This is a genomic window from Arthrobacter rhizophilus (assembly GCF_026241105.1).
Taxonomy (GTDB): Bacteria; Actinomycetota; Actinomycetes; order Actinomycetales; family Micrococcaceae; genus Arthrobacter.
In genome coordinates, this window is the sequence record NZ_JAPFFT010000005.1 from 142,674 (window position 1) to 162,959 (window position 20,286).

A 20,286-nucleotide genomic window follows, 5' to 3' on the forward strand; every position below is an offset into this window, starting at 1 on the left:
TCCGCGGCTGATGTGGTTGCTTACTGTCCCGACTACTTCTTGAACAGCTTCCGTAGTCCCACTGCAGCCACCGTGGCGGACGCGGCAAAGAGCAGTAGCTCCTTCCAGCGTGCGGCGAGCTGCTCCGGCAGCCCCGCCGGAACCTTCTCGGCGAGATCTGCAAGCTTGTCGGCCGCAAACTGGCGTCCGTCGTCGACCTTGTGACCGGCAACGTCCAGGAGGACCTTCCCTTGGGTCTTGACATCGAGCTCGACGCCGAGCTGATCGCGAACGTCCGCGAGGTGTTCGCGGCGCTGCTCCAGACGGCGGAGCAGTTCGGTCTCGCTCGGGGCGGGGGGCAGCTCGGCCTTGTGTGCCTCTTCCTTGGCGGCCTTCTCGGCCTTGGCCTTCTCGGCTGCTGCCGCTTTCGCTGCTTCCGCAGCCTTATAGGCCTCCGACGATGGGTCCAGGATGCTGGCGTCGAACGACGTCCCCTCTTTGATAATGCCGAGATCGTGCTTGATACCGCGGATAGTCTTTTCAGGTACAAGAGGCATGGCCCTCTTGAAGGCGAGGAATGCCACGAGGGCTCCCACAAGAATGATCAGGAGGAACACTGCAGCAACCACAAGCGCAGCCAGCCACGCCGGCATGACCGTGGCCAAGCCGAGGATGGCGGCAACTACCAAGGCGATGACGAGCAAAGAGAGGAAGATCAGCGCGACGCCGACGAATGCACCGGCAACCCCCAGATGCTTGCCTTTGCCCTTGAGCTCAAGCTTAGCCATGCTGATTTCGTCATTGAGCTGCCGCGGCGCAAGCCGGGCGGCGAGTTTGAGGGTGTTCGGCAATGCCGAAATGCCCGGGCGTTGGCTAGCCCGGCCGCTGTGACGTCCACTCATTGGTTCCGCCTCACTGCTTCCTACTTGCTCCTACCCGGCACTGGCACGGGGCGGAACAACCGCCCACGCGCACCTGTCCACAAAACTACCATTCAGCCTCAGCCTCAACTTCCGGGACAGTCCTGCGGCGCGCCCCGCCATCCCTGATAAATCTGATCTGTGGCACATAGGATTGATAATCGTGAACACTCCCCCTGTACCGGGCGATTCCCTCAGCCGACGCGAAAAACTCCTCTACATCCTGCTACTTGGCGCATTGACCGCCCTGGGTCCGTTTACGGTGGACCTCTATCTACCTGCATTCCCCGCGCTGGAGCACCACTTCGACGTGTCGGCGGCTGCGATTCAACTCACATTGACCGGTACAACTGTGGGCTTCGCCGTCGGGCAGTTGATGGTGGGGCCGTTCAGCGACAAATTCGGACGGCGGATGCCGTTGATCCTGGCAACGGCCCTGCACATCGGCTCCTCCCTCGGCGCCGCACTGTCCACGGACATCAACACGCTCGCCCTGTTCCGCGTCCTCATGGGCGTCGGTGCGGCCGGCGGCGGCGTGGTGGCCATGGCCATGGTCCGGGACCTCTTCGCGGGCTACGCCATGGTGCGGATGTTCTCCCGGATGTCGCTGGTCAATGGCCTCGCACCGATCCTGGCCCCGATCATCGGCTCCCAACTCTTGCTGGTGATGCCATGGCCCGGCATCTTCTACTTCCTGGCGAGCTACGGAATCCTTGTGTTCATTGCCGCGGTGTTCCTTATCCGCGAAACGTATCCTGCCGAACTCCGCAGGCAGACCACGTCGACGGCGGGCCAGCGCTACAAAGCCGTGTTCGCCGACCGGATTTTCGTCGGGATGCTCCTGGTGGGCGGGTTCAACTTCGGCGGGCTGTTCGCGTACCTCTCGGCATCGACTTTCCTGTTCCAGCAGGTCTACGACTTCTCCCCGCAGCAATACGGCCTGTTGTTCGGCATCAACTCCCTTGGCATCGTCGCCGGCGTCCAGATCAGCTCCAGGGTCATCAAACGCGTGGCACCCCAATGGATCTTGGCGTTCGCCACAGCCTGGATGCTGCTGATGGCGCTGCTGATTGTGGTATTCGATCTCCTGCACTTCGGACTGTGGGGAATCATGGTCCCGTTGTGGTTCTACATCCTTGCCACCGGGTTCATGTTCCCGTGCGTCCAGGTGATTGCCCTGGCCAACCACGGCGCGCAGGCTGGAACCGCGGCCTCCCTGCTGGGTGCGTCGAACTTCCTGATGGCCGGGATCATTCCGCCGGTGGTCGGCTGGTTGGGCGTTGGCTCGGCCGTGCCCATGGGAGCCGTCCAGGCGGTGTGCCTCGGGTGCTCCGTTGCGGCCCTCTGGCTTGTTGTGCGACCCCGCACTGTTCCCTCCATCCACTGATGCGGGCAAATCCATCCGCTGATGCCCGAAGACCGCACCTTCCGGCGGCAAGTAGGCTCAATCCATGACGCGTAAACCGCACCGCAACGGCCGGGGCCTGTTCCTCGGGGCGGTGCTGGGCGCCGTCGTCGGCTTCTTGCTGGGCCGCGGCGCCGGCAACCCCGTGTTCGGAGCCCTGCTGGGCGCCGTCGTCGGCTCGGCGATTCTTTACCGGATCAATCCCGGGCCCTGGAAGCGGGACTAGGCAAGCCGTCCGTCGTGTCGAGGCCTGTTGCAGGGCATGGCCCGGCGATAAAGTTGAGATGTGCCCCGTTGGCAGGAACTGCAACCTATTCCAGCCCCATGGCAGCGCAGGGATGACGGCATCCTGCCGCTATGGTGGGATCGCTTGTGCACTGTGACCAGCCCCCAGTCTGCGGCCCTCTACGCGGCCGGACTCTTCACAGAGGACCGCCGCCGCCCGATTGCCCAATGGTTCAATCCGATCAATGGCGCGGCCTTGCTTGTGGCTCCGGAAACCTCGCCCGAATGGCCCGTCCAACGCTTCGGAATCTTCTACGCGCCCCCAGGTGGCGGATTCACACGCGTTCACTCCGCTGCCCACGAATGGCACCCCCGGGAACCGAGGACGCCACCCACCGAGGAGGAGGCTTTCCGGACGGCCGTGGCCGAAGCGGCTAGATTTTTGCAAGTGGAGATGGATTTCGTCTGAATGATCGCGCGAAATCCGAACAAATCGAAGCAAAAAAATAGGCCCCGCACCGATCAAAACCGGTGCGGGGCCTTCGCGCTCCTCCGACTGGACTTGAACCAGTAACCCTTCGATTAACAGTCGAATGCTCTGCCAATTGAGCTACGGAGGAATGAAGCGGTTATGACTTTAGCAAAGGTTTTGCCGCAAGTGAAATCGATCCAAGATCACTGTGGGCAAGCCGGCAAGATACCCCTCCCGGGTATCGCCCGCGCCGCAAACGTGGTGGGCCAAATGTCCGCTGGGGCTCCTACCCCACCTTTCGGTTGAGTCCCTGGCTTCCAGTCCGGTACGCGTATCGGAGCCTGAGTGAAGAGCGCCGGGACCGCTCAAAACAGGTACCGCCCACTCTTAACCCGTGCAGTGCCGAGCCCATAAGCTCCGGACCTGGGGATACTGATCCGGTCTGTTCAGCCTAAGGGGAAGCCGATGCGGCTCCTGACCATACTGTTCCGGCGGCCCATATCCTTCCGGCAGCCCAGGTTGTTGTTCCAACAGCTGCGGCAAGCTTCGGGAGGGCGCGAGAAGTTACCTGGCCGTCGGAACCCATGGTTCCGCTGGGCAACTGCCGCGTCCGTCCTGTTGTTGTCTGGCTACTCCATGGTCTACGTCGGAGCCCCGGCGCGGGCGCTGCCAAAGACAATCATCAGCCTGACCTTCGACGACGGCAATGACGATCAACTCGCGGCCGAACAGGTGCTGAAGTCCCATGGACTGCACGGGACCTTCTTCATTACGACCAGCTGGATCGATAATCCGTCATGGCTTACCCGGGCCAACCTGAACAGCATTGCTGCGGACGGCAACGAGATCGGTGGCCACACCATCACCCACCCGGACCTCACCACCCTGTCCGCCTCGGCAGCCACTAACGAGGTTTGCGGCGGCCGGACCACCCTTGCCAGCTGGGGGTTCAACGCCACCAACTTTGCCTATCCCTTCGCCGCCGAAAACTCTTCGGTCGAGCAAATCGTGAAGAATTGCGGTTTTGCCAGTGCGCGCAATTTGGGTGACATCCGTTCCCCTGCCAGTTGCTCAGGTTGCCCCTTCGCGGAGACCCTTCCCCCGGCCAATCCTTACAACACAGCGGCGCCGGATGAGGTGGACAGCACCTGGACGCTGCAGAACCTCGAGGACCTGGTCACCAATGCAGAACCGGGTGGCGGATGGGTGCAACTGACCTTCCACCATATTGCCGTCGGGACAGACCCCACCCTGACCATCAGCCCCTCGCTCTTCAACACCTTCATTACGTGGCTCGCGGCGAGAACGGCCAACGGGACAACGTCCGTACAAACGGTTGCCCAGGCCCTGGGAAATACGCCGAACCAGCCGCCGACGGCCGCCTTCACCTCCTCGACGTCAGGGTTGACGGCGACGTTTGACGGTTCAGCTTCGACTGATCCGAACGGGACTGTGGCCTCGTATAGCTGGGACTTCGGCGACGGGTCCCCGGCAGGAACCGGCGTGAAGCCGTCTCATACCTACACCGCGGGGGGAACCTACCAGGTGAAGCTGACGGTGACCGATAACGGCGGCCTGACAGGGACGGTCACCCACCCGGTAACTGTCGCTGCCGCTGCGACGGCGCCCGCGGCACCAAGCGGGGTGACCGCGACGGCCGGCAACGCCTCTGCCACAGTGTCCTGGACGGCTCCGGCTAACGGCGGCTCCGCGATCACCTCGTATGCGGTGACGCCTTCTGCCGGTGGTACGGCCCTGGCCCCAGTCACCGTCACCGGCGCTCCCCCGGCGACCAGCACCACCGTGACAGGGCTCAGCAACGGCACGGCCTATACGTTCACCGTCACGGCGACGAACGCCGTCGGGACGTCCGCGCCGTCTGCCGCCTCACCACCCGTCACCCCAACGGCGCCAACGGTTCCGGGTGCTCCCGCGGGGGTGACCGCGACAGCGGGGAACGCTTCTGCTGTGGTGTCGTGGACGGCGCCTGCCAACGGCGGTTCTCCGATTACTTCGTATGCCGTGACCCCGTCGTCTGGTGGCACGGCTTTGGCTCCGGTGACGGTCTCCGGAAGTCCGCCCTCAACTGCGGCGACCGTCACTGGGTTGACCAACGGCATGGCGTACACGTTTACCGTGACGGCGACGAACGCCGTCGGGGCGTCCACGGCGTCGCCCGCATCGGCGCCCGTCACGCCGACGGCGCCCGTTCCCGGCGTCACTAACGGCGGGTTCGAGTCCGGCCTGACGTCCTGGACCACCGGCGGCGTCAGGGCACCCGTGGCCTCCACCACCGCCCACACCGGCACCGGCTCGGCACTCCTGGGCCTGGCTTCCGGCAACGAACCCCTCGGCGACAGCTCCCTGGCCCAGACCATCACCGTGCCCGCCACCGGGACGTCCACGCTGTCCTTCTGGTACCAGCCCCATACCGCGGACGACACCTGTAGCGGCACCACGTGCCGGTACGACTGGATGGAAGCCCAGGTCCGCAACACCAGCGGCGCCACCCTTGCCAGCCTGTTCAAACTCAGCAGCAACTCCGGCGCCTGGACCCAGCTCACCGCCAACCTCTCCGCCTACGCTGGCCAGACCATTACGCTCTGGTTCAACGTCCACCTCGACGGGTCCAGCCCGGCGGATGACACCTGGATGTACCTCGACGACGTCACCCTCACCAACAGCCAATCGGTGGGGACGGCGCCTGCCGCCCCCACCGGGGTAACAGCCACCGCCGGGAACGCCTCGGCGACCGTGTCCTGGACCGCGCCGGCCAACGGCGGCTCCCCGATCACGTCCTACGCCGTGACCCCGCATGCCGGCTCCACCACCCTGGCCCCGGTCACCGTCACCGGCAACCCGCCCGCGACGACGGCGAGCGTCACGGGCCTGACCAACGGCACCGCGTACACCTTCACGGTCACCGCGACCAACGCGATCGGCACCTCCCCGGCGTCGGCGGCCTCGGCCCCGGTCACCCCCACGGCAACCGCGACGGCGCCCGCCGCCCCCACCGGGGTAACAGCCACCGCCGGGAACGCTTCGGCGACCGTGTCCTGGACCGCACCGGCCAACGGCGGCTCTTCGATCACGTTCTATGCCGTGACCCCGCATGCCGGCACGACCCTGGCCCCGGTCACCGTCACCGGCAACCCGCCGGCGACGACGGCGAGCGTCACGGGGCTGACCAACGGCACCGCTTACACCTTCACGGTGACGGCGACCAACGCTATCGGCACGTCCCCGGCGTCCGCGGCCTCGGCACCGGTCACACCCACCGCAACAACCACGTCAACCATTGCCAACGGCGGCTTCGAATCCGGGCTCACGTCCTGGACCACCGGCGGGGTCAGGGCACCCGTGGCCTCCACCACCGCCCACACCGGCACCGGCTCGGCACTCCTGGGCCTGGCGTCCGGCAACGAACCCCTCGGCGACAGCAGCCTGTCCCAGACCATCACCGTCCCCGCCACCGGGACCACCACACTGTCCTTCTGGTACCAGCCCCACAGCGCAGAAGACCCATGCACCGGCAACGCCTGCCCCTACGACTGGATGGAAGCGCAGGTCCGCTCCACCAACGGCACGGTCCTGGCGAGCCTGTTCAAGCTCTGCAACGACAACGGCACCTGGACCCAGCTCAGCGCCGATCTGTCCGCATACAAGGGCCAGACCATCACGCTCTGGTTCAACGTCCACCTCGACGGGTCCAGCCCGGCGGACGACACCTGGATGTACCTCGACGACGTCACCCTCACCACGAGGTAAAGAATCAGACGCCAAAAATCCCCGCCCTCATGCTGAGGACGGGGATTTCGGATAGCCACTTTGATGCTCCGGATACATCGGAGCGAGTAGGACTCGGTGATCGCCCAAACGGGCAATTGCGCCAGGAGTACCTCGACGCGGTGGCCAGCCGAGCCGTTGAGCATCAAGGAGCCACCCACCTGATCGAGTAGCCAACAAGCGGCCCAAGGTCACGCAATTCAGCGAGCCGCGTCTCCGTCGGTTGTCGCCTCGCCGACGGCACCGCGCAGCTCTGCCGTATGGAGCTCGGGGAGTGGGCTGCGACATATTGCACGCGCTTCGTTGGAAGACACACCCAGCATTCGCAGGAGTGCCTCGGCCGCCCGATCCGTCGTCTCGGCGTCGTCGCGGTCCGGTTCAGCATGCAAGAGCTGTCCGAGGAAAGTTGCCGCCCCGACGGCGCACACCACGGCGACGTCGACGTCTGTCATTGTGAACCGACCGGACTCGACGCCGGCCTGGATGTCACGCCGGACACGCGGTGTCAGTCCTGTCTGCGCGCCGAGGAGGTCAAGTGAGCTGTGCAGGATCACCTTGCTGAGCTGAGGTTCACGGCGGTGGAAGCGACCGGTCAACCGGAAGCTTGTCGCAAACGCGACGGCGGGGTCGTCGACGTCGGAGGTGAGCTCGTCGAGGACCGCGCCGAGGAGATCCAAGACGTGATCGACAGCTGCCTCGAACAGTTGGTCTTTCGACTCAAAGTGGTTGTAGAAGGAGCCGAGTCCGACGTCCGCGGCCTGGGTAATTTCCAGCACCGGCATGTTGGTCTGTCCTTGAGCAAGGAATGACTGTGCTGCGCGGACCAACGCGGCGCGAGTCTGCGCCTTCCGCCGATGCGACCGGGTGGGTTCAGAAGACGAGGCTGGGGGTGGGGTCATCGCTGCCTCCTTGAAGTCATTCGGTCACAGGAAGCTTAGCAGCGCGCCGTCAGATATGAAGAAATCTTCAATTGCCCTTGACTGACGATATCGTCATAATCGATGATTTAGTCAGAAAGAGAGCCAATCAATGAACGACCACCACGACCACCACGGCACCCACAGCGATCTTCACAGTGACCAGGGGGCGCTGCGAGGCGAGCACCCCGGACGGGCGGCGAACCCGATCATCAAGGTGCACGACATCGCCTGGCTCGAGTTCCAGAAGCCAGACCTGCCCGCTGCAGAGACCTTCGCACACGCTTTCGGCTTCGCCACGAGTCTGCGAACCCGTGACGAACTGCATCTCCGCGGCACTGACACCGGAGCGCCGTGCGTGATCGTACGGCGCGGACCGAGATCGCATTACGTGGGTGCCGCGTTCGCTGCGGCCGAAGCATCGGACGTCCTTCGCCTGGCTGACGCGACGGGCGCGACCTCGAAGAAGCTGCCGGAGACAATCGGCGGCATAGGAGTCGGCCTCGTGGATCCGAGCGGCGCTGCGATCCGCGTCGTCGCAGACACACACAAACTCCCCGCCCTACCGGCCCAGACGCCCCTCACGTTCAACGCCGGCCACGCGGTGGCGCGGACCAACCAGGCCCAGCGGCCACTGCGTCAACCAGCGACGGTCCAGCGCCTCGGTCACGTCGTGCTGCAGAGCACAAAGTACCGTGAAACGCTCGACTGGTACCTCCAGCACCTCGGCCTGATCGTCAGTGACTTCCTCTACTACCCGGGGCAGCGCGAGCGCGGTCCGACAATGAGCTTCATCCGGTGCGACCGGGGTTCGACACCGACCGATCATCATACGATCGCGATGACGCTGGGACCGACGAATCGCTACGTGCACTCCGCATACCAGGTCGCCGACATTGATGCTCTTGCCGCCGGGGGTGAGCTTCTGCGCAACCTTGGGTACCAGCGTTCGTGGGGGATCGGCCGCCACATCCAGGGCAGCCAAATTTTCGACTACTGGCGCGACCCCAACGGCTTCCTGGTTGAGCACTTCACTGATGGGGACATGTTCGACTGCACCCTCGAGCCCGGTTGGGCACAAATGTCCGCCTCCGGTCTCGCCCAGTGGGGCCCTCCGGCCAGCAAGGACTTCCTCGGTATCTCCCCGGGCCGAGAGTCGCTGCGCGAGCTGGCCTCGATGGTCTCAGCGCTCCGCGACGACAACGAGTTCGATCTCACGAGGCTGCGCGGCCTGATGAAAGTAGCCACCTCATGACCGTCTCCATCCTGCGTACCGCCGACGGCTGGTGGGTCCATACGCCCACTGGTGCTATCCGAATCGCCACCCCTGCGACCACCACGGGCGAGCTGCTCGCCGATCGGGCGGCCATCCAAGCCGCTATCGGCGGAAGTGAGACTGTGCCCGTGGAAAACCTCGACCTCGTTTCGCCGATCACAGTGCCGTGCCGGGTGATGGCCCAAATGACGAACTTTGCCTCGCACGTAAGAGACGCCGGCATGGATCCTAAGAAGATCCCGCTGACATTCTTCCGCAAGTCCTCCGGCTCGATCAGCGGGCCTTATGACGACGTCGTCCGGCCCGGGCACGTGCGGTTCCTCGACTACGAGGCTGAGATTGGCCTCGTGATGGGCCGTGAGACCCCGGTCGGCGCTGTCATCAGCGATGAGACGATCGCCGACTACGTCGCTGGACTCGTGATCACCAACGACGTCTCGGCCCGCGACCTGCAACTCCTGAAGACCCAGTTCTACGAGTCCAAGTCCTATCCGGGCTTCACCCCCACCGGACCGACGCTCGTGCTTTTCGACGATGAGGACTGGAAGCGCTTTGGTGAGCTGCGGTTGCGGCTTTGGGTAAACGGTGAGATCCGCCAGGACATGACGGTGGCCGACATGATCTACCTCCCGGTCGAGGCGTTGCGGGCACTCACCCGCTTCCAGCACCTCTCACCGGGTGACCTGGTCCTGACAGGCACACCTGCCGGCACCGCACTGAGCGCACCACCGAAGCCAGTCGAGATGATCGCCAATCTGCTACCTCCGGCCATTAAGTGGCGTCTTTTCTTCAAGGCCCAAGGCCGCAATCCGAAGTACCTCAAGGGGGGTGACGTCATAGAGATCGCCATCAGCACCGACGACGGGAAGGTCGACCTGGGGCGCCAGGGCACGATGGTGAGGGAGGCCCGGTGAACGGTACGCCTCTTTGGCCGCGGTACTCGAGCCCGGACGACGTCGTCGAGATCGAGAGGACGCCCCTCTCGGAACGCGGTCTTCCGGCGTCGACATACGAGCTGCTGTGTAGGGCCGCCCAGCTGTGGCCGGATCGCACGGCGGCGGCGATAATTCGGGACTCTGAGCGTTGGCAGGAACCGGTCAAGCTGACGTTCGCCGAGCTTCTCTGGGACGTGAACCGGATAGCGAACCTGCTGGCAGAAATCGGGGTTGGCCGCCAAGACACCGTTGCCTTACTCTCGCCCAACTGCCAGGAGCTCATCGCCGCGACCTTGGCCTCCCAGGCTGCCGGGATCGCCGTCCCGATTAATCCCGGCCTATCCGAGGATCATATTGCCGAGTTGCTCCAGCGCTCGGGTGCGCGTGTGCTGGTGGCCGCCGGGCCTGATCTTGATCCGGTCGTCACCGAGACCGCGTTCAGCCTTGCGAACAAGGGCCTGGTGGACCATGTGCTCCTTTTGTCATCAACCGGACAGGCGCCAGCCGGCCCGGCCGGGACCGTGGGATATGCAAGCGTGGACTACCTGATGCGGCGGGCAGCAGACGCATCGTCCGAGCAGTTCCACGGCGATCAGCCCGGACCAGGCGATCTGGCGGCGCTCTTCCACACCGGCGGCACTACCGGGACCCCGAAGCTGGCGGCACACACCCAGGCCAATGAGATCGCAGACGCTTGGATGCTCGCAGCCAACGAGCTCGTCGACGAGAACGCGGTGTACTTCGCCGCCCTGCCGCTGTTCCACGTCAACGCCCTCGTGGTGACCGTCCTCGCTCCCCTTTTCAAGGGCCAATCGGTGGTGTGGTCCGGACCGTTGGGCTATCGCGAACCGGCTCTCTACAAGGTCTTCTGGAAGCTCGTCGAGCACCACCGGCTTACCGCGATGAGCGCCGTCCCTACCGTCTACGCCAAGCTCGCCGCGTCTCCCGTGAATGCCGACATCAGCAGCCTGCGCCACGCCATGGTCGGAGCCAGTCCCCTGCCCGCAGCCGTGCGCGCCGGCTTCGAGACGGCGACCGGCGTCGCCCTCACCGAAGGGTACGGCCTGACGGAAGCGACGTGCGTAAGCGTACGGAGCTTCCCAGACGCCACAAAGGGCTCGCTCGGCTGTCGACTGCCATACCAAGAGATCAAGGCGGTGCATGTCGACGACGCCGGACGCTGGCATGATCTCGAACCAGGCACGAGAGGCCTGCTGGTGATCAAGGGCCCGACGGTCTTCCCCGGCTACGTGATCGGGAACGGCCCCGGCGGCCTCTTGCTAGACAGCCTCGGCAAACTGCGGGATGGCTGGCTCGACACCGGCGACCTCGGACAGATCGATGAGGACGGCTTCATCCAGCTCACTGGTCGCGCCAAGGACCTGATAATCCGAGGCGGCCACAACATCGACCCCGCAATCGTCGAGGACGTCCTCCTCACCCACCCGGACGTGACCGGCGCAGCGGCGGTCGGCAGACCCGACCGGCATGCGGGGGAGGTACCGGTCGCCTACGTCACATTGACCGCGGGTGCGACCACCAGGACCGAGGACCTGATTCGATGGGCGGAGGACCGTGTCGGGGAACGGGCATCCACGCCGAAGTCCGTCACCGTCGTCGACCAGCTTCCGGTCACCGCGGTCGGCAAACCATACAAGCTCGCGCTCCGGGCGGACGCCACAAGGGAAGCGCTGAGGGAGGCCTTACGGGAGATGGCCGCCGTGCACGCCGTGGAAGCCGATATCGAGGACGGCGCGATAGTCGTCACCGTGACTGCTGACGAGGCATCGCATACGGCCGTCAAGCATGCCCTCGGCGAGTACGGCGTCCGATGGCGGGTCAGGCATTGTCCGGCACCAAAGGCGGATCGATGATCATCGTCCTCACGGCAGTCCTGGTTGGATGCTTCACCATGCTCGGCCTGGCAAAGGTGGTCGGCGCGCCGGGGATGCTCGTCCGCGCCGCGCATGTGGGTTTCAACAGCGACGCCTACAAGCGCATCGGCGCGCTGGAGCTGCTTGCCGTCCTCGGCCTCCTGCTCGGGCTGATCGAGGCGTGGATCGGCCTCGCAGCAGCCGTCGGCCTCGTGCTTCTGATGGCAGGAGCCTGCGTCACCCACCTCAGGAAAGGCGACGGTCCACGCGAGATCGCCCCGGCGGTGGTCATGACGGCGGCACTCGTCAGCTATCTTGTTCTCATTGCGGGGGCAATAGCATGAGCACCCACAACCGTGGCGCGGTGTCTGTGGTCGTAATCGGCGCTGGCCCTTCCGGGCTGGCCGTCGCCACGCTACTCGGCCTGTACGGAGTCGAGTGCCTTGTCCTGGACCGCTGGGAGGGCGTCTACCCGCTACCACGAGCGGTACATCTTGACGACGAGGTCTATCGCATCCTCAACCGCCTAGGCGTGGCGACGCAATTCGCCGGGCTCAGCCGCCCCGCACGCGGGCTACGTCTGCTCACACCCGGCCACCAGGTGATCGCGGAGTTCCAGCGATCGACCGACATCGGCGCCCACGGCTACCCCCAAGCGAACATGTTCGACCAGCCGGACCTTGAGCAGCTCATGCGAGACAACCTCCGGATGATGCCTACGGTGACCCTGCGCGGCAATGTGGAGGTGCTCGGTGTGACCCAAGGCAACGCGGCAGTTCGGGTGGACTTCACGGATCGTGTCACCGGGATACGCGAGTCGGTCCGTGCCAGCCACGTCCTCGGCTGCGACGGCGCCAACAGCGAGGTGAGGGAAGCCATCGGGGCGGACATGGAGGATCTGGGCTTCGAACAGCGATGGCTGGTTATCGACATCGACACCGCAGCGCCACTGAACCAATGGGAAGGCGTCCACCAGCTGTGCGACTCCTACCGTGCCGGTACCTACATGCGCGTCGGAGAAGTGCGCTACCGCTGGGAGTTCCGACTGCTGCCTGGCGAGACTGCCGCCGACTTCGCGACGATGGACACTCTCCATCCGCTGATCCGGCCGTGGACCGGCGACATCCCGGCGGACGATCTGCACGTGCTCCGGGTGGCCGACTACACCTTCCACGCCCAGATCGCCAACAAGTGGCGCGACCGCCGCGTCTTCCTCCTCGGCGACGCCGCTCACCTGAGTCCTCCCTTCATCGGTCAGGGCATGGGGGCGGGACTCCGAGATGCGATGAACCTGGCCTGGAAGCTCGCCGGCGTTCTTGCCGGCGACCTCCCCGCAACCGCGCTGGCAAGCTACCAGGCCGAGCGCAAGCGACACGCGAGAAGAACAATCACCCTCGCAAAGCTGGTCGGCCTCACTATGACCGCGGGCGGTCGCTTCGGCACCGGCCTACGGAGGTTCCTCGGACCGGGCCTGCACCTCGTGGCAGGACTCGCCGCCCGGTCCTGGGCAGCGCTACCCTCTGGCTCTCGCGTTCGGCTCTCGGCACTCGCCCGCACCTCCGTCGTCGGACGTCTCTGTCCCAACGCCCCGACGTCGGTTAACCCCGACGCCAACCGGTTCGACGACGTCGCCGGAGACGGATTCGCGCTGTTGGCTCTCGCGATCACGCCCGAGGAGTGCGAACGCATCCTTCACAAGGGCGCGGCACCTGTCGTCCCCGACCCCGGATCTGAGCTCCACCAGTGGCTGGTCCGTTATCGAGTCGCTGCTGCGGTTGTCCGCCCGGACAGAACCGTGATGTTCACCTCCGACTCCGTCTCCGGGAGCCTCACCCGCTTGCCGTCGTTCCTCTCGGCAACCGCGCACGCTGAACGAACAAAGCGTTGAACCAAAAATCCCCGCCCTCTACTGAGGACGGGGATTTTTGAGTAGCGCTCCTCCGACTGGACTTGAACCAGTAACCCTTCGATTAACAGTCGAATGCTCTGCCAATTGAGCTACGGAGGAATGAAGCGTGTACCAGCCTAACAAAGGGCCGCCGGTAAACGAAATCGGCGCCGCGAAAGGCCCTCAGCTATCCATCCGGAGAGCACGGCGCTGCATTTCCAGCTCCATGAGTTCCCGGTTGAGGCGTTGGAACTCCTCCGGCTGGGCCGAGGCATCCAGACGCTGCAACTGGCCCATCTTGTCCGCCTTGACACGGGTGATCTGCAGTTCGAACAGCCGCGCCAGGATGTCGCGGCAGTACCGCTGGAGAGCTTCAGGCGTACTGGCCGGCAGGGGTACAACGGCAAGCTCGGAAACCAAGCCTCTGAGTGGCTCCGGAACTTCCCGGCGGATCCCTTCCACCCAGGCAACAGGGTCGCCCACATGAGCGAGCCCGGCGGCCCGAACCGCCGTGTGTACCGCAGAGTAGGCCGGAGTGACGAAGTGGCAGGCCTCAAACCGTTCCCAGGCTTCGCCTCCAAGGACAGCAGGGTTCTGGATGACCACCTCGAGGGCCTGGCGTTCCATCGCGGCCACGGGATCCCGCGGATCCGGACGCATGAAAGCGATAGAAGCGTCCGACGGCGGTGCTGCCGCCGGCTGGCCGGCCTGGGCCGGCGCTGTTCGGGAACCGGTCCCTGCAGCTCCCGCAGCCACCGTCGCGGGAGCGCCGGAAGCAGCGCGCTTGGCAGCAGCATTCACCATTCGAAGTACTTCGTTGGGGTCCGCGAGTCCCAGCCATCCTGTGAGAGCTTGGCTGTACCCCGTACGCGTCGAAATGTCACGAATGGCGGCCACGACCGGGGCCGATGCCCGCAATCCCTGCACCCGACCTTCAACCGTGTCGAGGTCGAACTGCTTCAAGGTAGTACGGATAGCAAACTCGAACAGCGGTCGCCGCGACTTCACAAGCGAATGGACAGCCGCGTCCCCCTTGAGTTGGCGCAGATCGCAGGGATCGGCTCCGCTAGGCTCCACTGCCACGTAGGTCTGGGCGACGAAACGCTGGTCCTCCTCGAAGGCGCGCAAGGCCGCCTTCTGCCCGGCGGCGTCGCCGTCGAAGGTGAAGATGACCTCTCCCCCGGAGCCGTCGTCGGACAGCAAGCGGCGGGCGATCTTGATGTGGTCCGTACCGAAAGCCGTACCGCAGGTGGCCACAGCGGTACCGACGCCGGCCAGATGGCAGGCCATGACGTCCGTGTAGCCCTCCACCACCACCAATTGGCGGTCCTTGGCGATGTTCCGCTTGGCAAGGTCGATGCCGTAGAGGACCTGTGATTTCTTGTAGAGCACGGTCTCCGGGGTGTTCAGGTACTTCGGGCCTTGATCGTCCTCGTAAAGCTTGCGGGCGCCAAAGCCGATGGTGTCTCCGGCTATGTCCCGGATGGGCCAGATGAGCCGGCCGCGAAAGCGGTCGTAAATGCCCCTGTTGCCTTCGGAAAACATCCCCGTCAGCTTCAATTCAGCGTCCGTGAACCCGCGGCCGCGCAGGTGTTTCAGGAGCGAGTCCCAGCCCTGCGGCGCGTAGCCGACCCCAAACTGTTCGGCGGCGGTCCGATCGAAACCGCGGCCATGGAGGAAGTTGCGGCCCTCCGCGGCGCCTGCCGTGAGCAGTTGGGCACGGAAGAACTCGTCGGCGATCTTGTGGGCGTCCAGAAGCCGTTGGCGCTTACCGACCTCTTCGCGGTTGGGACCCGTGCCACCGTCTTCATAGCGCAGCTCGTAGCCGATCCGGGCTGCAAGCTTTTCCACGGCTTCATGGAAGGAACTGTGGTCCATCTTCTGGACGAAGGAGATGGCGTCGCCGTCTTCGCCACAGCCGAAGCAGTGGTACCGGCCTACTTGGGGACGGACAGTGAACGACGGCGAGCGCTCGTCGTGGAAGGGGCACAGGCCTTTGAAGGTGCCCAGGCCAGCCCCCTTGAGGGTGACGTAACCGTCCACCACTTCCTTGATATCGGTGCGCTGGCGTACTTCGTCGATATCTTCACGTTTGATCAGGCCAGCCACGTCACCATCCTAGTCGCTCCGCCGGACCTGCCCCGGGCCGGGAACTACCGGGGCGGCTACCAGAGCGACGGCAAACTACCCACCAGGCGTTCGTACATCGCCAGCGCCGAAGCGTCCGTCAGGGACGCCACTTGGTCGATGACGACGCGAAGGCGGGCGGCGTCGTCGGGGGCGTCCCGCCAGTCCGCAGCGAACATCGGTTCCAGATGCCGGTCTCCGCTCGCGTTGAGTACGCCGACCAGGGCGTGCAGGACTTCCCGTTGCCGTTCATAGACGGGTTGCCGGTGGTCGGTGGAGATCACAAATGTCGTGGCAAGGCCCTTCATGGCCGCAATCTCGGTGACGGTTCCTTCCGGAACCATGAGTTCAGCGCCGTACCGGGTGAGGTGGTCCGGTCCGAAGTGGGCCCGCGTGGTCTCCAAGGCGCTCTGGCAAAAACGGCCGATCAGCTGGCTGGTCATGTCCTTCAGCGCGGCCATCGACTTGCGGCTGCCGTCAGCCTCACGAACCCAGACGCTGGTCGCTTCGAGGCGGGCGAGGGCAGCATCGATTTCCGCGGGGTCGTTGTGGGGCAGGTACCACTGCTTGGTGTACCCCACCACGCGTGCGCGGTGATCCGGGTTGTCAAGCCACTTCAGCTGGAAGTGACCGGCAACGATGGCGTCCTCCACGTCGTGGACCGAGTAGGAGATATCGTCAGCGAGGTCCATCACTTGGGCCTCGATGCAGGAGCGGTTCCCGGGCGCACCGTCCCGAAGCCAGGTAAACACCGGCAGATCGTCCTCGTAGGCGCCGAACTTGCTGCTCCGCTGTCCGTGGATGACCGGGGCGTCGACGGCGGACCATGGGTATTTGGAAGCCGCATCAAGGCTGGCGCGGGTCAGGTTCAACCCGGCGGGCTGGCCGTCTGCGGTGAGGACCTTGGGCTCAAGCCGGGTCAGCAGGCGCAGGGTCTGTGCGTTGCCTTCGAAGCCACCGATTCCGTGGGCTACCTCGTTGAGGGCGGATTCCCCGTTGTGGCCGAAGGGCGGGTGGCCAAGATCGTGACTCAAGCATGCCGTGTCCACAACATCCGGATCGCAACCAAGCGCGCGGCCCAACTCTCGGCCTACCTGGGCCACTTCAAGGCTGTGCGTCAGGCGGGTGCGGACGAAATCGTCGGTATCCGGGGCAACCACTTGGGTTTTCGCCCCGAGGCGCCGCAGGGCGGAAGAATGCAGCACCCTTGCCCGGTCCCTCTCGAAGTCCGAACGGTAGGTGTTCTTCCGAGGCTCCTGGACCCAGCGTGCCGAGTCGGCCTCCACATAGCCTGGAATGCCCGCTCCGTTTTCGGCAGTGCGTGCCGCAGACATCGCTTCAGTTCCCATGGGTATCCGCCTCCTCCGCTTGCCGTCCACCAGCGTCTCTTCAGCCAGTGCCTATGCAGCCAGTTTTCCACGACTCGGGCCGTGCGCGTGCACGGGTCGAGGCCAGGCCGCGCTTTAGCCGCCTGAGACGTCGAGCTCGGCTGCAGCGATGTCGCGGGTCTGGTCCGCGTCCATCTGCCGGCTGAGGAGCCAATCCTTGGGCAAGGCCGGCTTCTTGGGTGAACCTGCTCGGCCGCGCGGGCCCTCCGAGTCGATGCCCGGATACGGCAGGTCCATGTCCAGTTGGTCCAGTAGTTCGCGCAGGACCTCGAGGGTGGGCACGGTGGCCAGTTTGGCGCGCAGTTCCCCGCCCACCACGTAGCCCTTGAAGTACCAGGCCATGTGCTTGCGGATTTCGCGCAGGGCCTTGTACTCATCGTTGCCGAAGGTCTCGATCATGAGTTCGGCGTGGCGGTAAACACCGTCGGCGACCTCCCGCAGACCCGGGCGGTGGCGCTGATCGCTGCCTTCAAAGGCCGCCTGGAGGTCACCGAAGAGCCACGGGCGTCCCTGGCAGCCGCGGCCGACCACGACGCCGTCGATCCCGGTTTCTCGCACCATGCGCACTGCGTCTTCGGCGGACCAGATATCGCCGTTGCCGAGGACGGGAATGTCTGGAAGGGCCTCACGCAAGCGGGCGATGGCGGACCAGTCGGCCTGGCCGGAGTAGAACTGGGCGGCGGTGCGGCCGTGGAGCGCGACGGCGGCAACTCCGGAATCGCGGGCGATCCGGCCGGCGTCGAGGTACGTGAGGTGGTCCTCGTCGATGCCTTTGCGCATCTTGATGGTCAGCGGGACATCGCCTTTGGAGGCTTCCCTCACCGCTGTCTGGACGATGGAGGTGAAGAGGTCGATCTTCCACGGCAGGGCGGAACCCCCGCCGCGCCGGGTGACCTTGGGTACGGGGCAGCCGAAGTTGAGGTCGATGTGGTCCGCGCGGTCTTCTTCGACAAGCATGCGTACGGCCTGGCCCACGGTGACGGGATCCACGCCGTACAGCTGCACGGACCGGACCTTTTCGTCGTCGTCGTGGGAAATGATGCGCAACGATTCCGGCGTGCGCTCCACCAGGGCACGGGAGGTCACCATTTCGGCGACGTACAGGCCGCCGCCGTATTCACGGCACAGCCTGCGGAACGCCGAGTTGGTGATTCCGGCCATCGGGGCCAGGATCACGGGAGTGTCCACCGTGATCCGGCCAAGCTGCAACGGGGGCAGCTCGAGCTTGGGCGAAGGGGGTGTTGCTACTACAGTCACCCGTCCATTGTCTCAAAGCGGGGCAAATCGGCTGGAACGGCCGAATACGTGGGTGCAGGCCGCTAGAGCAGCCAGCCGTTGTCCTCGGCGATCCGCACGGCCTCGGCACGGGTCCGCCCGCCGGTCTTGGACATGGCCGCGGACAGGTAGTTGCGGACGGTCCCTTCGGAAAGCATCGCCGACTTCGCGATATCGGCGACCGTTCCGCCGTCGGACGCCGCCTTGAGCACCTCCCCCTCGCGTTCGGTCAAAGGGCTGTCTCCGGCGGTCAATGATTCGGCGGCGAGCGCTGGGTCCACCACCCTTAGCCCCTGGTGGACTCGGCGTACGGCTTCGGCCAGTTGCCGCGCCGGGGTGTCCTTGACGACGAACCCGGAGGCTCCTGCCTGCATGGCGCGCTTGAGGTAGCCGGGCCGTCCGAACGTGGTGACCATGAGGACCCGGCACGATGGCGCGGCCTGCCGCACGGCCGCTGCCGCGCTGATGCCGTCCAGGCCGGGCATCTCGACGTCCAGCATTGCCACATCGGCGGAGTGCTCGACGACGGCGGCCGCCGCACCGGTGCCGTCGCCCAGTTCTGCGACCACCTCGATGTCCGGCTCCAGACCCAGCAAAGCTGCCAGTGCCCCGCGCACCAGCGCCTGATCGTCTGCGATCACCAATCGGATGCTCATACCTCAACCGCCAATCTGAACCCTCCCAGGTCACTCGGGCCAATACTGACAGTTCCCCCGGCGGCGCCCACGCGTTCGCGGATTCCGGCCAGTCCATTCCCCGAGCGGCCTCCGGATGCCGGGCCGACGCCGTCGTCCTCCACCAGAACGCTCGACGCCGTCAACCGGACGCGGCAGCGCGCGGCGCCGGAGTGCCGCACGACGTTGGTGATCCCTTCGCGCAACACCCAGCCGAAGAGTTCCCGGTGCCTTGCCGGAACCTGTTCAACGGTTCCCGGCAATTCGGCGTCGATCCCGGCCGATTCCAGGGCGGTCCGGGCGACTGCGAGCTCCGCCAGGACGTTGACGCCGCGGTAACCGGCCACCGTGGCGCGGACGTCGGCGAGTGCGCCACGGGCCAGGTCCTGCACCGCGGCGATCTCGGCAGCGGCCCTGTCCCGGGCAGGGCCACCGGGGACCGCGTCCAGCATCCGCCCGGCCAACTCGGCCTTGACGGCGATCACCGTCAGGGAATGCCCCAGGATGTCGTGCATGTCCCGGGCCACCCTGCTGCGTTCGGCAGCGACCGCGGCATCAGCCAACCCGGTCTGCGCTTCCCGGAGCCGTGCCGTCTGCCTGATGAGGCGCGCAAAGGCGGACATCATGAGGCCGAGGGACAGGATCAGTCCGGATTGGAGCAGCGCCTGCTCCCCGTTGCCCGTCAACAGCTGGGTGGAGAGGGAGGCAAGGGACAAGGTGACGATAAGGAAGAAGTCCGCGCGCGGCGGAAGGGTGGTCATGGCGATGGCGCAGGCGAGGAACGTCCAGGTCCACAATGCATCCCTTCCGATGAAGAAGATGATCACCCCGTTCAGGGCCAGCAGGATGCAGACGGACACGGCGCCTGCCCGGATGCCAAGGCGCCAACTGATCTGGGGCAGGAAAGCGTAGGCAGCGAAAAACACGACCAGGGACGCCGAGGCCGCCGCTTTCCAGGCCAGCGGCTGGTCCACGGACCACACGATGTTCCACGTCGGCCAGGCCCAGAGCAGGATTGAGAGTCCCGCGCCGATGAACCAGCCCCGTGGCCCTGGCCCGCGGAACATGGTGCCGGTTAACACGTTTCCGGTTGACACATCCCTGACGGAAGTGCCGCCTGCGCTGCTGGTCATGGTGCTTACCCT

Annotated in this window: 16 protein-coding genes and 2 tRNA genes; 9 read left to right on the forward strand and 9 right to left on the reverse strand. The window is 65.3% G+C overall.

Annotation, left to right across the window (positions count from 1 at the left end; all coding sequences use genetic code 11):
- Window positions 1-32: 32 nt before the first annotated feature.
- Window positions 33-881, reverse strand: coding sequence for a phage holin family protein (locus OOZ51_RS06750; protein WP_265978483.1), 849 nt, complete (start codon window positions 879-881; stop codon window positions 33-35).
- Window positions 882-1,056: 175 nt separating this feature from the next.
- Here OOZ51_RS06750 and OOZ51_RS06755 point away from each other — a divergent pair, with 175 nt between their 5' ends.
- From OOZ51_RS06755 to OOZ51_RS06765, 3 genes are all read left to right on the forward strand, one after another.
- Window positions 1,057-2,286 carry a multidrug effflux MFS transporter gene (locus OOZ51_RS06755; protein ID WP_265978535.1) on the forward strand — a complete coding sequence of 410 codons (1,230 nt, stop codon included), beginning with the start codon at window positions 1,057-1,059 and terminating at the stop codon, window positions 2,284-2,286.
- A gap of 64 nt (window positions 2,287-2,350) precedes the next feature.
- On the forward strand, window positions 2,351-2,530 hold the full coding sequence (locus OOZ51_RS06760; protein ID WP_059387861.1) for a YMGG-like glycine zipper-containing protein: 180 nt from the start codon (window positions 2,351-2,353) through the stop codon (window positions 2,528-2,530).
- Window positions 2,531-2,590: 60 nt separating this feature from the next.
- Window positions 2,591-2,998: a hypothetical protein gene (locus tag OOZ51_RS06765; RefSeq protein ID WP_323054695.1), complete on the forward strand. Its 408-nt coding sequence runs from the start codon at window positions 2,591-2,593 to the stop codon at window positions 2,996-2,998.
- Between the two features lie 78 nt (window positions 2,999-3,076).
- Here OOZ51_RS06765 and OOZ51_RS06770 read toward each other — a convergent pair.
- Window positions 3,077-3,149: transfer RNA gene (locus tag OOZ51_RS06770), tRNA-Asn, on the reverse strand.
- A gap of 488 nt (window positions 3,150-3,637) precedes the next feature.
- On the opposite strand from OOZ51_RS06770, the gene OOZ51_RS06775 reads away from it, so the two are divergent.
- Entirely contained in the window at window positions 3,638-6,769 is a 3,132-nt protein-coding gene (locus OOZ51_RS06775) for a fibronectin type III domain-containing protein (RefSeq protein WP_265978487.1), read from the forward strand.
- 218 nt (window positions 6,770-6,987) lie between these two features.
- Here OOZ51_RS06775 and OOZ51_RS06780 read toward each other — a convergent pair whose 3' ends face one another.
- Complete coding sequence (locus tag OOZ51_RS06780) at window positions 6,988-7,686, reverse strand: TetR/AcrR family transcriptional regulator (RefSeq protein WP_265978488.1); 699 nt, start codon at window positions 7,684-7,686, stop codon at window positions 6,988-6,990.
- A gap of 130 nt (window positions 7,687-7,816) precedes the next feature.
- On the opposite strand from OOZ51_RS06780, the gene OOZ51_RS06785 reads away from it, so the two are divergent.
- From OOZ51_RS06785 to mhpA, 5 genes are read left to right on the forward strand one after another with little or no spacing between them, the layout of a single operon-like run.
- On the forward strand, window positions 7,817-8,959 hold the full coding sequence (locus OOZ51_RS06785; RefSeq protein ID WP_265978489.1) for a VOC family protein: 1,143 nt from the start codon (window positions 7,817-7,819) through the stop codon (window positions 8,957-8,959).
- Complete coding sequence (locus tag OOZ51_RS06790; protein ID WP_265978490.1) at window positions 8,956-9,894, forward strand: fumarylacetoacetate hydrolase family protein; 939 nt, start codon at window positions 8,956-8,958, stop codon at window positions 9,892-9,894. Before OOZ51_RS06785 ends, OOZ51_RS06790 begins: the two co-directional genes overlap by 4 nt.
- Complete coding sequence (locus tag OOZ51_RS06795; RefSeq protein ID WP_265978491.1) at window positions 9,891-11,789, forward strand: acyl-CoA synthetase; 1,899 nt, start codon at window positions 9,891-9,893, stop codon at window positions 11,787-11,789. The genes OOZ51_RS06790 and OOZ51_RS06795 overlap by 4 nt, the downstream gene beginning before the upstream one ends.
- Entirely contained in the window at window positions 11,786-12,133 is a 348-nt protein-coding gene (locus OOZ51_RS06800) for a DoxX family protein (protein WP_265978492.1), read from the forward strand. The genes OOZ51_RS06795 and OOZ51_RS06800 overlap by 4 nt, the downstream gene beginning before the upstream one ends.
- On the forward strand, window positions 12,130-13,677 hold the full coding sequence (gene mhpA / locus OOZ51_RS06805) for a bifunctional 3-(3-hydroxy-phenyl)propionate/3-hydroxycinnamic acid hydroxylase MhpA (protein WP_265978493.1): 1,548 nt from the start codon (window positions 12,130-12,132) through the stop codon (window positions 13,675-13,677). The genes OOZ51_RS06800 and mhpA overlap by 4 nt, the downstream gene beginning before the upstream one ends.
- A gap of 47 nt (window positions 13,678-13,724) precedes the next feature.
- Here the strand turns inward: mhpA and OOZ51_RS06810 are convergent.
- The 6 genes from OOZ51_RS06810 to OOZ51_RS06835 all read right to left on the reverse strand — a co-directional run bounded on the left by OOZ51_RS06810 (window position 13,725) and on the right by OOZ51_RS06835 (window position 20,274).
- Window positions 13,725-13,797 (reverse strand) — tRNA-Asn (locus OOZ51_RS06810).
- A 63-nt stretch (window positions 13,798-13,860) separates the two neighbouring features.
- Window positions 13,861-15,786 carry a DNA primase gene (dnaG, locus tag OOZ51_RS06815; protein WP_265978494.1) on the reverse strand — a complete coding sequence of 642 codons (1,926 nt, stop codon included), beginning with the start codon at window positions 15,784-15,786 and terminating at the stop codon, window positions 13,861-13,863.
- Between the two features lie 56 nt (window positions 15,787-15,842).
- On the reverse strand, window positions 15,843-17,153 hold the full coding sequence (locus tag OOZ51_RS06820) for a deoxyguanosinetriphosphate triphosphohydrolase (RefSeq protein WP_265978496.1): 1,311 nt from the start codon (window positions 17,151-17,153) through the stop codon (window positions 15,843-15,845).
- Between the two features lie 114 nt (window positions 17,154-17,267).
- Complete coding sequence (gene dusB, locus OOZ51_RS06825) at window positions 17,268-18,449, reverse strand: tRNA dihydrouridine synthase DusB (RefSeq protein WP_265978497.1); 1,182 nt, start codon at window positions 18,447-18,449, stop codon at window positions 17,268-17,270.
- A gap of 62 nt (window positions 18,450-18,511) precedes the next feature.
- Window positions 18,512-19,123, reverse strand: a complete 612-nt coding sequence (locus tag OOZ51_RS06830; RefSeq protein WP_265978498.1) for a response regulator transcription factor — start codon at window positions 19,121-19,123, stop codon at window positions 18,512-18,514.
- A complete protein-coding gene (locus tag OOZ51_RS06835) occupies window positions 19,120-20,274 on the reverse strand; it encodes a sensor histidine kinase (protein ID WP_265978500.1) in 1,155 nt (384 codons plus the stop codon). The genes OOZ51_RS06830 and OOZ51_RS06835 overlap by 4 nt, the downstream gene beginning before the upstream one ends.
- Window positions 20,275-20,286 lie beyond the last annotated feature (12 nt).

What these genes read in the sequence shown, in the direction of transcription:
- OOZ51_RS06750 (WP_265978483.1), bottom strand. Translation starts at nt 881, where the DNA reads ATGAGTGGACGTCACAGCGGCCGGGCTAGCCAACGCCCGGGCATTTCG.
- OOZ51_RS06760 (WP_059387861.1), top strand. Translation starts at nt 2,351, where the DNA reads ATGACGCGTAAACCGCACCGCAACGGCCGGGGCCTGTTCCTCGGGGCG.
- OOZ51_RS06775 (WP_265978487.1), top strand. Translation starts at nt 3,638, where the DNA reads ATGGTCTACGTCGGAGCCCCGGCGCGGGCGCTGCCAAAGACAATCATC.
- OOZ51_RS06780 (WP_265978488.1), bottom strand. Translation starts at nt 7,686, where the DNA reads ATGACCCCACCCCCAGCCTCGTCTTCTGAACCCACCCGGTCGCATCGG.
- OOZ51_RS06785 (WP_265978489.1), top strand. Translation starts at nt 7,817, where the DNA reads ATGAACGACCACCACGACCACCACGGCACCCACAGCGATCTTCACAGT.
- OOZ51_RS06790 (WP_265978490.1), top strand. Translation starts at nt 8,956, where the DNA reads ATGACCGTCTCCATCCTGCGTACCGCCGACGGCTGGTGGGTCCATACG.
- OOZ51_RS06800 (WP_265978492.1), top strand. Translation starts at nt 11,786, where the DNA reads ATGATCATCGTCCTCACGGCAGTCCTGGTTGGATGCTTCACCATGCTC.
- mhpA (WP_265978493.1), top strand. Translation starts at nt 12,130, where the DNA reads ATGAGCACCCACAACCGTGGCGCGGTGTCTGTGGTCGTAATCGGCGCT.
- OOZ51_RS06820 (WP_265978496.1), bottom strand. Translation starts at nt 17,153, where the DNA reads ATGGGAACTGAAGCGATGTCTGCGGCACGCACTGCCGAAAACGGAGCG.
- OOZ51_RS06830 (WP_265978498.1), bottom strand. Translation starts at nt 19,123, where the DNA reads ATGAGCATCCGATTGGTGATCGCAGACGATCAGGCGCTGGTGCGCGGG.
- OOZ51_RS06835 (WP_265978500.1), bottom strand. Translation starts at nt 20,274, where the DNA reads ATGACCAGCAGCGCAGGCGGCACTTCCGTCAGGGATGTGTCAACCGGA.